Source organism: Pseudomonas weihenstephanensis, from assembly GCF_016812185.1.
GTDB lineage: Bacteria > Pseudomonadota > Gammaproteobacteria > Pseudomonadales > Pseudomonadaceae > Aquipseudomonas > Aquipseudomonas weihenstephanensis.
In genome coordinates, this window is the sequence record NZ_JAAEBV010000010.1 from 1 (window position 1) to 13,910 (window position 13,910).

Consider the following 13,910-nt stretch of genomic DNA (forward strand, 5'->3'; position numbering starts at 1 on the left):
CTTTCTGACGAGCCATGCCAAGTACAATTACGACGTTCTTCACCTAGGCTCTGTACGAAATCAGCTGAAACCCATTTGAATGCCACGGGCGTTACGATTCAGTAAAGTCCGCGATCATCAACGGCTGGAGCCCACGATGGCCAAACGGTAGGAAATCCCCGACGCAGCCTGGGATTTGGTTGCAGGCATCTTCTATGAATCATGCCTTAGCAGGCGCCCACGAACAGATGATCGCTTGATGCTCAACGGGTGCTCTGTTCTGGCGCCGCCTGACGCTATATGCATGAGCGCTTTGGCCCATGGTCGACGGTTTATCAGCGCTTTCGTGACTGGCGCAATCGCGCAGCGTTTGACCAGATGCTCAAGCGGCTTCACATCAAGCTCAACGAGCACCGGTTAACTGATCTGTAAACCTGGCTGATTGACTCCACCGCAGTACGAGCAACCCTGGCCTCTTCTAGCGCTGGGGAAAAAAGGGGGGCTGAAAAACCGCAAGATCACGCGCTCGGGCGCAGTCGTGGCGGCCTGACCACCAAGATTCATCTGCTTTGCGGATGCCAATGGCGTCGCTCTGAAGTTTCTACTCACGGGCGTACAGGCCAGCGACATTGCCTACGCCCAGCCGTTGCTCGATGAAGCATACCTATCCAGCTTGCGCGTTCGCCTCCGCAAACGCTGCCAAAGGCTATGACGCTGAAGCGTTGGACCGGTATCGCAGGCACCCGGTGATTCCACTGCGCAGTATGAAGTGCAAACCCAAGTCGGGGTTACCGAGACTGTTTGATCGTCCCAAGTACCGACCGCGCAATAGCCTCGAGCGCAAGTTTGGTTGGTTGAAGGAGAACCGCCGCATCGTTACGCGCTTCGACAAACTCGCAAAAAGTTATGCAGCGATGGCCTCTGTGGCCTGTGCCATGCGATGTTTACGACATTACTTTTCGTACCGAACCTAGTCCCCGTAGTAGATACAACCACTGGTACATGTTTCATGAATTCGAATCGCTGACAGCTCAGGCAGTAAAGGCTTCAACTGCTGCCAGATCCACTTGGCCAGGACTTCACTGGTTGGGTTTTCAAGGCCAGGAATATCATTCAAATAATTATGATCAAGCTGCTCGTACAGGGGCTTAAAAATCGCCTTGATTTCAGAAAAGTCACGGATCCAGCCGGTATTGGGGTCAATGTCGCCGCTTAGATGAATGGCAACTTTGAATGAATGGCCATGTAAACGACCACATTTGTGCCCCTCAGGAACAAATGGCAGCCGATGCGCAGATTCGAATGTAAACTCTTTAAAAATTTCCACAGTGTTTATAGCTCTTGAAGAGATGGCTGTCGCAGGTGCGACGAATGCAGGCGCGCAGTTTAACAGTTAACGTTGTACACGCGAGTAGCCACCCGCCTTGAAGGCGCGCTGGGTGACCAAACGCCGTGTTAATTCAGTTTCAATTAAGCGACTTTCGTTACAGTCTTCGCTTTCGATAGTGTCTTTCATTTCACCCGATGTTCCACCGGAGTAGCCATGAACATCAACGTACGCTTTAGCCGACTGTTAGCGCTGATGCTCTGTGCATGTTGCTCGTTGGCTTCCGCGCGGGATTTGGGTCAAGACGAAGCGCTTCGCTTACGTGAGAGGGGTGAAATTTTACCCCTTGAGGACATTCTTAAATCCGCGTTTGACCGCTATCCGGGCTCAAAATTATTAGAGGCTGAACTGGAAGAGAAACATGATACCTATGTCTATGAGGTCGAATTGCTAACCCCTCAGGGTGTTGTCCGGGAACTCAAATTCAATGCCAGTAGAGGCAATCTGACTAAAGATAAGGAAGACGATTGATGCGTTTGTTACTGGTGGAAGACCATGTCCCACTCGCTGATGAGTTGATCGCCGGACTTACTCGCCAAGGCTATGCAGTCGATTGGTTGGCGGATGGTCGCGATGCCCTTCATCAAGGCCAGAGTGAACCCTATGACCTGATTGTTCTCGATCTGGGTTTACCCGGAATGCCAGGTATTGAGGTGCTTGAAAAGTGGCGCTCAGCAGGGCTGACAACTCCCGTTTTAATCCTCACCGCACGCAGCTCTTGGGCCGAACGCATAGAGGGTCTCAAGGCTGGAGCGGATGATTACTTGACCAAGCCTTTTCATCCCGAAGAATTACAGTTACGGGTTCAGGCCCTGTTGCGCCGTACGCATGGGCATGCCAATCAGCCACTTTTGAAGTCTGCGGGTCTGCAACTGGATGAGGCTCGCCAATGTGTTACCCGTGACGGTGTTGAGATCCAGCTGACCGCTGCCGAGTTTCGCTTACTGCGCTATTTCATGTTGCACCCGCAGCAAATCCTCTCTAAAAGCCATCTGTCTGAGCATTTATATGATGGCGAAACAGAGCGCGATTCCAATGTTTTGGAAGTTCACGTCAACCACCTGCGGCGTAAACTTGGCCGTGACGTTGTTGAAACGCGACGTGGTCAGGGCTATATCTTCGGAACAGCAGCCCAGTGAAGTCTATTCAGCGCAGGCTTAGCCTTGGGCTTGTCAGTGTCTTGCTGGTGGTCGGTATTGTGGTCGGCCAAGTCAGCCTGTGGCTTTTTGAGAGTGGTCTGCAACGTTATCTTGAGTCGGGTCTTCAAGATGACAGCGAGAATTTGCTGTTTGCGTTGAGTCGCGGCCCTCAGGGGTTACAGCTTGATGAGCGGCGTCTGTCTCCGGCTTATCAGAGACCATTTTCCGGGCACTATTTCAGTATTGAGTTCGGTGACATTCATTGGCGATCGCGCTCACTGTGGGATGCGCAGTTGCCCAAGACAGAACAGTCCGGGCTCAATAACACGCTTCAACCAGGCCCCGAAGGCCAAATGCTGTTGGTCTTGCGCAGTGACTACAAACGCTTCGGTCAGTCGGTTTCCATCACCGTGGCACAGGATTACTCGCCCATACGCAACAGTTTCCAACAGGTTCAGCGAATCGGGCTAGGCCTTGGGATGTTAGCGTTGGTCGTTATTTTACTGTTGCAGCGGATTACTGTTCGCAGAGCGCTGCGGCCGCTGGAAACAGCACGCATCCAAATTGCCCAATTGCAAAAAGGCCAGCGTTCGCAGCTCGACGCTCAGGTGCCCATAGAGCTTGAACCGCTGGTCAAACAGATCAACCACCTGCTGACGCATACCGAAGACACGCTCAAACGCTCGCGCAATGCGTTAGGCAATGTGGGGCATGCGTTGAAAACACCGCTGGCAGTGCTGATCAGCCTTGCCAATGACCCACGGCTTGTGACGTATCCTGACATACAAACAACCTTGCGTGCCCAGCTGGAGCAAGTTGAACAGCGCATGAACCGCGAGTTAAATCGTGCTCGTCTTACGGGTGACGCGTTGCCGGGGGCTCAATTTGATCCGCAGGCAGAACTTCCCGGTCTGCTGGCCACCTTGGCCATGATTCATGGGCAACATGTGAACCTCACGTTCCAGGCTCCCGACAATGTGCACCTGCCATGGGACCGTGAAGACATGCTTGAACTTTTGGGCAATCTGTTGGACAACGCCTGTAAATGGGCTGATTCACGGGTCGAGCTGAGCCTGTGTCAAACAGCCAACGGTTATGAAATCGAGGTGCAAGACGATGGCCCCGGCATTGCGCCAACTGAGCGCGATCAAGTATTGAGTCGTGGTACTCGCCTCGACGAACAAGCCAACGGTCATGGTTTGGGGTTGGGTATCGTTCGCGATATCGTCGATGCATGGGGGGGGCAGATGCAGCTAGCGGCAGGGCAGTGGGGCGGTCTATTGGTCACAATCACTTTGCCTGGCCAGGCTGACAAGGCGACGACAGCCTGATGCATGTCGCCGCCTTTGCTGCATGATCAGACGCGGAACTGATCCATCAGTTGCTGTTGTTGATTGGCCAGTGAATTCAGCGACTGGCTCACCCGCGCCGACTCATTGGCTTGTTCAGACAATGACTCCGTTACATCCCGAATAGTCGACACGTTACTGTTGATCTCTTCCGCCACGGCGCTTTGTTCCTCCGCTGCGCTGGCAATTTGTAAGTTCATGTCAGTAATAACCGTTACCGCATTACCGATTTGTTGCAGCGCGGTGACGGCTTGCCCGACTTGTTCAACACTGCCCTGGGCCTGTTGATGGCTATTGCTCATCGAACTCACCACCACTTGAGTGCCTGCCTGTAGTTGTTCGATGACCTGACGCGTTTCTTCCACGGACTCTTGTGTACGGCGAGCAAGATTGCGCACTTCATCAGCAACCACGGCAAATCCCCGACCTGCCTCACCCGCGCGCGCCGCTTCAATCGCCGCATTGAGTGCCAATAAATTAGTCTGTTCAGCGATCGCGCGAATCACTTCCAGTACCGACCCGATTTTTTCGCTGTTAGCCGCAAGACCTTCAACCTGGGTCATGGCATTACTCATATCAGCGGCCAAGTGGCCAATGCTGCGCGTGGTGCGATCAATAATGGTCAAGCCGTCACGCGTCGCCTGGTCGGCATCACGCGCGGCTTGTGCCGCTTGTGCCGCACTGCGGGCGACGTCCTGCGCTGTCGCACTCATTTCGTGAGATGCGGTGGCAGCCTGGTCAACCTGGCGATACTGCTGCTCCATGCCAGCGCTGGTCTGGGCGGCGATGGCGGCCGACTGGTCTGCGGTGCTACGGGCATCCTGCACCGAGCGCTTAACCTCGGCGATGATCGGTTGCAGCTTGTCCAGAAAACGATTGAACCAGCCCGCCAATTGGCCTAGCTCATCTTTTTTGTCGTAGGCAAGGCGTCGTGTCAGATCACCTTCGCCACTGGCAATGTCTTCCAGCATATTTGCCACGCTGAGGATGGGGCGGGTCACGCTGCGGGCCATCAGCCACACAAGCACCAGTCCCACCACCGCGGCGAGCAACCCGAGTGCCAGTTCGATCAACGTCCCGGCATAGCTGCGAGCGTCCAGCTCGGCCTTCAACGTTTCTGCCGGTCCAACCAGTACTTTTTCAGGCACATCCAGCAGTACGCCCCAAGGCTGACTGCCAGGGATCGGGTGGAAAGGGGTCAGGACTTTCAGGCTCTCATGGCTGCGAATACTTTGCGGCTCGCCGCCACTGGCCATCATGCGAATCAGTTGCGCACCATCATTGCTGTCGACCGTGTCCAGACGCTGGCTCAGTTTGCTGGCATCCAGGCTGTAGCCTGCCAACAGGCCCACGGAGCTGATAATGCCGACATTGGTTTGGCCGCCGTAGAGCTTTTGGCTGGCCTGTTGGCTGATGGCTTGCAGGCTATTGAGGTTGATATCAACCGAGAGGGAGGCAATCACTTTGCCATTGACCATCAACGGAAACACGATGCTGGTCAGCAATACGTTTTGCCCGTCGATCTCATAAAAATAGGGTTCGATGATGCACGGTTTCAGCGTTGCGCGCGGGCATGTGAACCATGTGTTATTGGCCTGGCCGCTGGGCCCGATGCTCGTATCGGCCATGTCGCTTTCCGGCAACGCCATCGACGTTAACTGGCCTGGCGTGGGTTGCGACCAATAGAGCGCAAAACGGCCTTTATCGTTGCTGCCCAACTCTTTTTGATGATCAAACAGCTGATCTTTGCCATCCAGCGCATTGGCTTCGAACACCAGCGACAACCCCAACAAGTCAGGGTTTGCCTGTAGGGCCGCTTTAACCTGACGCGTCAGGTCTTCACGCAAATCGAAAGCATCCAGAAACCGCTTCTGCGATTGCTCCCGTAAAAACAGGACCTGACGGGCGAAACCATTGCCGTACTGGTAGGCGTCCATAAACTGGCGGCTGATGGCCAACGCCTGGGCCTCGCCCTGAGCTTCGATGCGCGCTTGCGCCGATTCGTTGAGCATCTGGGCACTGGAGGCTTTCACCAGTTCGGAGTTGTGCTCCATGCGATACAGGGAAAGGCCCACCAGCAATGTCACAATCGCTAACAAACAAAGTCCGGAAAGCAGGGTGATTTTCCATTGGATGGAAAGCTGTCTAATCGACATGGAGACATCCTAAAAAGAGGCTTTGTCTGTTAGCGGCCGACAGACACGTTTCTTTATGCTTGAAACGTAAAAACCCAGTTTATTAAATGCCCATTTAGCCCTGTATTTATTAGGGGTAAAGCTGTTTTTGCGATGTTTATTGACAGGCCCCTGAACGCACTTTGACAAGGCGGCGATGCTGCTTCAAAGTGTGCGCCCTCAAATAAATCCTCCTTTCCAAATCCGGCGACTGGCACAGCAGTCATTTGCCCGGAATCATCCGCATGACGGTGTTGCTCACGTTGTGCGTGCCATGAGGTTGTAATGATAAATGCAGTAGTTGCCGCGGTCGGCATCATGTTGGTGCTCAGTCTGTCCCGTGTGCATGTGGTCATCGCCCTGATTGTCGGTGCAGTCGTGGGTGGTCTGGTGGGCGGGCTGGGTATTGAAGAAACCCTCAATGCCTTTAACAGCGGGTTGGGTGGTGGTGCTCAAGTTGCGCTTTCTTACGCGATGTTGGGTGCTTTCGCCGTTGCGATTGCCAAGTCCGGTTTGGCACATGCCTTGGCCGATAAAGCCCTGACGCTGGTGAGCAAACAGCAAAGCGCGGGTGGCAATCGAGTCAAATGGCTACTCATTGTCTTGCTGTTAGGGGTTGCGATCTGCTCACAGAACATCCTGCCCATCCACATTGCGTTTATTCCGCTTTTGGTTCCGCCGCTGCTGTATGTGCTGACCAAATTGAAGATTGACCGGCGTTTGATTGCCTGTGTCATGACCTTTGGCTTGATCACGCCCTACATTTTCTTGCCTGTAGGCTTTGGTAATATCTTCCTTAACCAAATTTTGCTGGCCAACGTCAGCAAGGGTGGCGTGGATATCAGCCAGGTCAATGTGACACACGCCATGGCCATTCCGGCATTGGGCATGTTGTTTGGTCTGTTGGTCGCGGTGTTCATCAGCTACCGAAAAAAACGTGAATATGACCTGTCAAAAATTGAACAGGTTGAGCAAGTGGCCGTGAGTTACAACCCTCGCACCCTGCTGGTCGCGGGCGGGGCGATTGCCGCTGCGTTTATCGTTCAGCTGTGGCTGGGGTCGATGATTATTGGCGCACTGGTGGGTTTCTTGCTCTTCTCGGCCTCAGGCATCGTGCGCTGGCGTGAAACGGACGATCTGTTTACCGAAGGCATGAAAATGATGGCCATGATCGGTTTCATCATGATTGCGGCTTCAGGCTTCGCCGAAGTGATGAAAGCCACCGGTGAAGTGAAATCGCTGGTAGAGGCTTCTGCGGGCTGGATCAACCATAGCAAGGGCGTGGGTGCGCTGCTGATGTTGTTGGTCGGTTTGTTGGTCACGATGGGGATTGGCTCGTCCTTTTCGACGGTGCCCATCCTGGCGGCCATTTTTGTCCCGCTGTGCGTGCAACTCGGCTTCAGCCCGATGGCGATTGTGTGCATTGTGGGCACCGCGGGCGCGCTGGGTGATGCCGGTTCGCCTGCCTCCGATTCAACACTGGGGCCGACCTCTGGTCTGAACGTTGATGGCCAGCATCACCATATCTGGGACACGGTGGTACCCACGTTCCTGCATTACAACCTGCCGCTGCTGGCCTTTGGCTGGGTGGCGGCCATGACGTTGTAGGTAACCTGGCACCTTAAGCGGTTAAACAAGTTGTGTGTGGGGTCTTAACTTTGAAAGTTTCAGGCCGTTAACGCAGTACGTAGTTCCTTAAAAAGAGTAAAAGCCATGCGCCTGAGCCTGAAGGCAAAAGTATTGTCCCTCGCGGTGTTGCCGGTCTTGTTGTTTGCCTTGGTCATCAGCGTAACGACGGTCTGGATTCTGCAAGATCAGGCCACTAAAGAGGTCGAAGAAACCCGTCAACGCTTGCTCAATGACGCCAAGGCGACGTTGCACAGCTACGTTGAGGTGGCGATGACGGCTATCAAGCCGTTGTACGACGCGGCGCAGCCGGGTGATGAAGCCGCACGGGCGCAGGCGATCAAGCTGTTGTCCAATATCACCTACGGCACCGATGGTTACTTCTTTGGTTATGACTCGCAAACCGTACGCTTGTTTAAAGGCAACAGCCCGGAAGGCGTAGGCAAAAACTTTCAGGACAATCGCGACCCAAATGGCGTGTACACCAACCGCGAATTGGTTCGCGCCGCTAAAGACGGCACGCACTACGCTCAGTACAGTTCGTCACTGCCCGGCAATGAAAAGCTGCTAGTCCCCAAGTTGGGCTACACCGAATATCTGCCCAAGTGGGACCTGGTGATGGGGACGGTGGTCAATCTTGACGGTATCGAGGCGCAGGTCGCCGACGTCCAGGCCGACGTTAAAGAGCGTATGGAGGGCATGATCCTCAGCATTGCTGCCATTACGGTGCTGGTGCTGTTGGTCATCGCCGTCATTGGCATGCTGGTGGCCAATACCATTCTGCGTCCATTGCACTTGATGAAAGCTAATCTGGACGATATTGCGGCCGGGGAAGGTGACTTGACCCATCGTCTGGCGATTACTAGCCAGGATGAACTGGGTGAGCTGGCAGGTTCATTCAACCGGTTCGTCGACAAAATCCACGCCATGGTGCGACAAATCACCGACATGACCTCCCAACTGACCACGCTGGTCGGGCAGGTCTCAGACCAGGCGCACCGTTCTGAGCAGGCGATGGAGCGTCAGCGCCACGAAACCGACCAAGTGGCTACGGCAATTAATGAAATGTCCTCGGCGGCGCAGGAAGTGGCCCGCAGTGCGCAAGGTGCTTCGGTCGCGGCACAAAAAACCGATGAAGAGGGTCAGCTCGCTAAACGCGTGGTGGATGGCAGCATTCAACAGATTCATGCGCTGGTCAGCGATATCCGTAACAGCGGGACATCGCTGGACAGCTTGCAACAAGATGTCACCTCGATTGTCAGCGTCTTGGGGGTGATTCGCTCGATTGCAGACCAAACCAACCTGTTGGCCCTCAACGCCGCCATCGAAGCTGCGCGTGCAGGTGAGGCGGGCCGTGGTTTTGCCGTGGTTGCGGATGAAGTGCGAGCGCTGGCCAGCCGCACACAGCAAAGCACGCAAGAGATTCAAAGCATGATCGATCGCCTCCAACAGGGCACCGATCAAGCCGTGCAAGCGATGCGCCGATCCAGTGAAGCGGGGGATGGCACCTCGGCGCAAGCCAATCAGGCCGGGACCTCCCTGGACACGATGGCGCAACTGATTGGCACCATTAACTCAATGAATGCGCAAATTGCCAGTGCAGCGGAAGAGCAAACCGCCGTTGCCGAAGAGATCAACCGCAGCGTTCACCAGATCGCGGTCGCGGTCGACAATGTGGCGGACGAAACCCAGCAAGGCGCCCAAACCACCCGCAGCCTGGCGCAATTGGGCCAGCGCTTGGGTGATCTGGTCGGGCAGTTCCGCATCTGACAGTGCGAGGTGGCTGATGGTTGTGTGCGGCTCGCCGCCATCGGTTACTTCTATACGCTCGGCAACTCGATACGGCCTGTTTCTCCCGGCACGGTCGGCCAATCACCGGCCGCCCACCGCGCCCTGGCGCGTTCAATCAAGGCCGGATCGCTGGCGACAAAGTTCCAGTTCATCCGGCGCGGCCCATCCAGTGGGGCGCCGCCCATGATCACGACGTGGCAATCACTGTCGGCGCACACCGTGACCGCTTCACCCGCCGGCAACACCACCAACGTATGGCGCTCAAGTGGCTGGCCATCGATCTGAGCTTCCCCCTCAAGCACATACACCGCGCGTTCAGCATGTTCGGCTGCAATCAACAGTGTGGTGGCGGTTTGCATCTGCACGTCGGCGTAGAGCGTGGGGGATAACACGGGCACAGGCGAGGTCAGGCAGAACCCCGTACCCGCGATCAGGCAAATCTTAACGCCCAGGTTGTCGCTGACTGGCAGGCTGGCAGCCGGGTGATGGCTGTAATGACCGGGGCCCTGCTCGTGGCTTTTGGGCGAGGCCAGCCACACTTGTAACCCGTGAATCGTCGAGCCTTCAGCGCGCAAGGGTTGCGGCGTGCGTTCAATGTGGGCAATGGCTTGGCCGGCGGTCATCCAACTGACGTCCCCAGGGCCTACGTGCTGATCTGAACCCAGGCTGTCTTTATGCTGCACACGGCCCTTAAACAAATAGGTAAGGGTCGACAGACCAATGTGGGGATGCTGTTTGATGTCCATCCCGTGACCTGGAGGATAGTGGGTGTGCTGGATGTGATCGAAAAAAACGAAAGGTCCGACACTTCGGCATTTGGCCGAGGGTAGCGGACGCAGAATGGGTTGCCCTTCAACTTCTTCGGCACGAGGCCGAATCACAGTAAGTGCCGACATGAATCAGTCCCGCCCATCAAGAAGCGTTGAGCATAACCCAACGCTTCAGGATCACGGTTGCCGGTTACTGGCTAAACGCACCTTCGGACAGATGCGTTTCGATGCTGATGTCAGCGGTGGTCATCAGTTTATGAATCGGGCATTTATCCGCAACGCGATGCAGTTCCTCTCGCTGGGCGTCCGTCAGTACGCCCTTGAGTGTGAGCTTGACGTACAGCTTGTACTTGCCTTGTTGCTCTTCCTCGGCATCGTGTTTTATCTCGACGGTGACGCCCGTGAGGGGAATGTCTTTCTTTTTGGCGTACATTTTCAGGGTCAGGGCTTTGCAAGCGGCCAGTGCAGCATCGAAGTAATCATGCGGCCCTGGTGCTGAGCCTTCGCCTCCCAGCGCTTTGGGCACATCGGTGAACACTTCGTAATCATCAATCTTGATGCTGTGACGAAAACCCTCATGCGACACGGTATTAACGGTAACAGTCATGGCAAACCTCAGCTTGGCAGTGATTAAAGGTCCTGATCCTTATAGAGCATGTGGCGGATCGTGCGTTCCATTTAACGTGCGGGCCTGAACCCTTCAGCCTGTGTTCGGGTCTATCAGTCTCAACTGATGAGGATGACCGGGTGCGAATCAAATCATTACTTTTGGCTTTTGGGGTGCTGGCCGTGAGCACGTTGGCCCAATCGCGCGAATACGCTTACAGCGATGCTCATCTGCATTACGTCGATTTCTTCCAGGAAAGTGCGGGTATGCCCGCGCTGTTGGCGGCCATGGAAAAAAATCGTATTGAACACGTAATGATTTCCGGCATCCCGGTGGCCAAAAAATGGCACGAAGACGAACCCAAGCGCCCGCGCTATTACGCGGGTGACGATGCTGACGCTTATTGGTACAGCGCCACCGATGTCTGGGTGGCAGATGCGGTCAAGCAACTGAGTGCAAAGCAGCGCGAGCATTTTCATCCGTTTTTGTCGGGCTTTAACCCCAATGACAAAAATTCGGCGGCGCACATCCAGCGCATGCTCGACCTCAACCCCGGGCTGTGGCAGGGGATTGGCGAAGTGTTCACCCGCCATGATGATCTGACCGCCCTGATTTCAGGTGATACCCCGCGTGCCAATAACGAGGCCCTGATGCGCATTTACACCTTGGCGGCCCAACACGACTTGCCCGTTCTGGTGCATTCCAATATCACCTCCAAGCGTGAGAAAAACCCGCTGTACTTGGCCGAAATTGAACAACCGTTGGGGCAGCATCCACGCACACGCTTCATCTGGGCGCATGCGGGCACAAGCGCAGAGATTCACCGCCACCAAACACAGATGGATTTTTTGCTGCCAACGCTCACCCGGTTGCTGGCGACTTACCCTAACCTTTACGTCGACCTGTCCTGGAGCATGCTCACGCCTTATCTGCTGGATGAGCAGGGCAGGGCAAGGCCGGAGTGGGTGGCGCTGGTTGAGCGCTTCCCTGAACGCTTTATGCTGGGGTCAGATGTTGTAGGTCGTTTTGACAAGCTGGGCCAGGAGCTGCACAGCTTTGACCCCTTTTTGGATGCACTGCCTGTCGAGGTTGCACATAAAGTGGCGAAGGATAACTTTTTGCAGGTTTTGCCGAAAAAGGCTCGATAGGCCAAATCCGGGACAAAAAAATGCCCTGAACCAGTCAGGGCATTTTTTATGAGCGGGCAGAGGGCTTATTTGCCTTCCCAGCGCTTGAGCACCAAGGTGGCGTTCGTGCCACCAAAGCCAAAGCTGTTGCTCATCACGGTGTCGATTTTGGCATCTTCACGCGTTTTGGTCAGGATCGGCATGTCAGCGACGGCCGGGTCCAGCTCATCAATGTTGGCGGAGCCAGCAATGAAGTTACCTTCCATCATCAGCATGCAGTAGATCGCTTCGTGAACACCGGCGGCGCCCAAGGAGTGGCCCGACAGGCTCTTGGTGGAGCTGATAGGCGGCGCTTTGTCGGCGAAGACTTCACGGATGCCTTTCATTTCGGCCACATCACCGACCGGGGTCGAGGTGCCGTGAGTATTGATGTAGTCGATAGGCGCATCAACGGTAGACATCGCCATCTGCATGCAGCGAATAGCACCTTCGCCGCTTGGAGCAACCATGTCGTAGCCATCGGAAGTTGCACCGTAACCCACGATTTCGGCGTAGATTTTGGCGCCGCGGGCCAGGGCATGCTCCATCTCTTCAACCACCACCATGCCACCACCGCCGGCAATCACGAAACCGTCACGCTTGGCGTCGTAGGCACGAGAGGCTTTTTCTGGCGTGTCGTTGTACTGGCTGGACAAAGCGCCCATAGCGTCGAACAGGAACGATTGGCTCCAATGCTCTTCTTCACCGCCGCCGGCAAACACGATGTCCTGCTTGCCCATCTGGATCTGTTCCATGGCCGTACCGATGCAGTGAGCACTGGTTGCGCAGGCAGAAGCGATGGAGTAGTTCAGACCCTTGATCTTGAACGGCGTTGCCAGGCAAGCCGACACGGTGCTGCTCATGGTCCGCGTCACACGGTATGGCCCAACACGTTTCACGCCTTTTTCGCGCAGGATGTCCAGCGCTTCCATCTGGTTCAAGGTCGACGCACCGCCAGAACCTGCGATCAGGCCGGTACGCGGATTGGAGACTTGCTCCTCGCTCAGGCCCGAATCGGTAATGGCGTCTTTCATGGCCAGGTAAGCGTAAGCAGCGGCGTGGCCAACGAAACGATAAATCTTGCGATCGATCAGCTCTTCGAGGTTCAGGTCAATGGAGCCGGAAACCTGGCTACGCAGACCCATTTCGGCATATTCCGGGTTGAATCGGATGCCAGGGCGACTTGCACGCAGGTTAGCGGAGACGGTCTCTTTGTCATTGCCCAGGCACGAAACGATGCCCAGACCAGTGATAACGACGCGGCGCATTCGGATAACCCTTAGAAGTTGTCAGTTGAGGTGAAAACGCCGACCCGAAGGCCTTCGGCGGTATAAATTTCGCGACCGTCGACAGTGACCGAACCATCGGCAATGGCCAGGTTCAGCTTGCCCTTGAGGACGCGCTTGATATGAATGTTGTAGGTGACTTTTTTGGCGGTCGGCAAGACCTGGCCAAAAAATTTCACTTCGCCCGAACCCAGGGCACGGCCGCGGCCCGGCAGACCTTGCCAGCCGAGGTAAAAGCCCACCAGTTGCCACATGGCATCAAGGCCCAGGCAGCCTGGCATCACAGGGTCGCCTTCGAAGTGACAGGCAAAAAACCACAGGTCAGGGGTGATATCCAGCTCGGCGACCAATTCACCTTTGCCGTACTTGCCACCCTCTTCACTGATATGGGTAATGCGATCCACCATCAGCATGTTAGGGGCGGGCAGTTGCGCGTTACCTGGGCCGAACAGTTCGCCGCGACTACAGCGCAGCAATTCTTCCCGAGTAAAGGCGTTTTGTTTGGTCATGCGAGCTCCTCAATAATCCCATGCGGCAAGGTGGGGCAAAACTTCCCGACCAACTGAAACAGTCGCGCTTCAGTTCGCCAGCCTACACATAGACTATTGCGTAGTAGTGAAAGTCACAGCGCCAAGG

12 protein-coding genes and 3 pseudogenes are annotated in these 13,910 nt (G+C 55.4%); 8 read left to right on the forward strand and 7 right to left on the reverse strand.

Features of this window, described 5'->3' with window-relative positions; translation table 11 throughout:
* Positions 1-154: 154 nt before the first annotated feature.
* A pseudogene (locus GYN01_RS21565) lies at positions 155-953 on the forward strand (IS5 family transposase).
* Here GYN01_RS21565 and queD read toward each other — a convergent pair.
* Positions 950-1,306, reverse strand: coding sequence for a 6-carboxytetrahydropterin synthase QueD (gene queD, locus GYN01_RS21570; protein ID WP_059761996.1), 357 nt, complete (start codon positions 1,304-1,306; stop codon positions 950-952). The pseudogene GYN01_RS21565 and the gene queD overlap by 4 nt on opposite strands.
* A gap of 216 nt (positions 1,307-1,522) precedes the next feature.
* On the opposite strand from queD, the gene GYN01_RS21575 reads away from it, so the two are divergent.
* Genes GYN01_RS21575 through GYN01_RS21585 form a run of 3 tightly spaced genes read left to right on the forward strand, consistent with a single transcriptional unit; the run spans position 1,523 to position 3,836 of the window.
* Entirely contained in the window at positions 1,523-1,837 is a 315-nt protein-coding gene (locus tag GYN01_RS21575; protein ID WP_048366388.1) for a PepSY domain-containing protein, read from the forward strand.
* Positions 1,837-2,505 (forward strand): response regulator transcription factor, encoded by a 669-nt coding sequence (locus GYN01_RS21580; protein WP_048366387.1) that lies wholly within the window; start codon positions 1,837-1,839, stop codon positions 2,503-2,505. Before GYN01_RS21575 ends, GYN01_RS21580 begins: the two co-directional genes overlap by 1 nt.
* Complete coding sequence (locus tag GYN01_RS21585; RefSeq protein ID WP_203307761.1) at positions 2,502-3,836, forward strand: ATP-binding protein; 1,335 nt, start codon at positions 2,502-2,504, stop codon at positions 3,834-3,836. The genes GYN01_RS21580 and GYN01_RS21585 overlap by 4 nt, the downstream gene beginning before the upstream one ends.
* Before the next feature lie 26 nt (positions 3,837-3,862).
* Here the strand turns inward: GYN01_RS21585 and GYN01_RS22795 are convergent, their stop codons facing one another.
* Positions 3,863-4,618, reverse strand: a complete 756-nt coding sequence (locus tag GYN01_RS22795; RefSeq protein WP_420850463.1) for a methyl-accepting chemotaxis protein — start codon at positions 4,616-4,618, stop codon at positions 3,863-3,865.
* Between the two features lie 102 nt (positions 4,619-4,720).
* A pseudogene (locus GYN01_RS22800) lies at positions 4,721-6,010 on the reverse strand (cache domain-containing protein); the annotation flags it as partial.
* Positions 6,011-6,316: 306 nt separating this feature from the next.
* On the opposite strand from GYN01_RS22800, the gene GYN01_RS21595 reads away from it, so the two are divergent.
* The 3 genes and pseudogenes from GYN01_RS21595 to GYN01_RS22810 all read left to right on the forward strand — a co-directional run bounded on the left by GYN01_RS21595 (position 6,317) and on the right by GYN01_RS22810 (position 9,424).
* A complete protein-coding gene (locus GYN01_RS21595) occupies positions 6,317-7,636 on the forward strand; it encodes a GntT/GntP/DsdX family permease (protein ID WP_203307793.1) in 1,320 nt (439 codons plus the stop codon).
* A 105-nt stretch (positions 7,637-7,741) separates the two neighbouring features.
* A pseudogene (locus GYN01_RS22805) lies at positions 7,742-8,566 on the forward strand (cache domain-containing protein); the annotation flags it as partial.
* 102 nt (positions 8,567-8,668) lie between these two features.
* Positions 8,669-9,424 carry a methyl-accepting chemotaxis protein gene (locus GYN01_RS22810; RefSeq protein ID WP_420850464.1) on the forward strand — a complete coding sequence of 252 codons (756 nt, stop codon included), beginning with the start codon at positions 8,669-8,671 and terminating at the stop codon, positions 9,422-9,424.
* Positions 9,425-9,474: 50 nt separating this feature from the next.
* Here the strand turns inward: GYN01_RS22810 and GYN01_RS21605 are convergent, their stop codons facing one another.
* Positions 9,475-10,341 (reverse strand): pirin family protein, encoded by an 867-nt coding sequence (locus tag GYN01_RS21605; RefSeq protein WP_048402520.1) that lies wholly within the window; start codon positions 10,339-10,341, stop codon positions 9,475-9,477.
* 64 nt (positions 10,342-10,405) lie between these two features.
* Positions 10,406-10,822 (reverse strand): OsmC family protein, encoded by a 417-nt coding sequence (locus GYN01_RS21610; RefSeq protein WP_048366381.1) that lies wholly within the window; start codon positions 10,820-10,822, stop codon positions 10,406-10,408.
* Between the two features lie 146 nt (positions 10,823-10,968).
* On the opposite strand from GYN01_RS21610, the gene GYN01_RS21615 reads away from it, so the two are divergent.
* On the forward strand, positions 10,969-11,970 hold the full coding sequence (locus GYN01_RS21615) for an amidohydrolase family protein (RefSeq protein WP_420850465.1): 1,002 nt from the start codon (positions 10,969-10,971) through the stop codon (positions 11,968-11,970).
* A 65-nt stretch (positions 11,971-12,035) separates the two neighbouring features.
* On the opposite strand, the gene fabB is transcribed toward GYN01_RS21615, so the two are convergent.
* Entirely contained in the window at positions 12,036-13,256 is a 1,221-nt protein-coding gene (gene fabB, locus GYN01_RS21620; protein WP_203307762.1) for a beta-ketoacyl-ACP synthase I, read from the reverse strand.
* 11 nt (positions 13,257-13,267) lie between these two features.
* The gene (gene fabA / locus GYN01_RS21625; protein WP_048366379.1) at positions 13,268-13,783 is read right to left on the reverse strand and encodes a 3-hydroxyacyl-[acyl-carrier-protein] dehydratase FabA; all 516 of its coding nucleotides are present in this window, start codon (positions 13,781-13,783) and stop codon (positions 13,268-13,270) included.
* Positions 13,784-13,910: the final 127 nt, after the last annotated feature.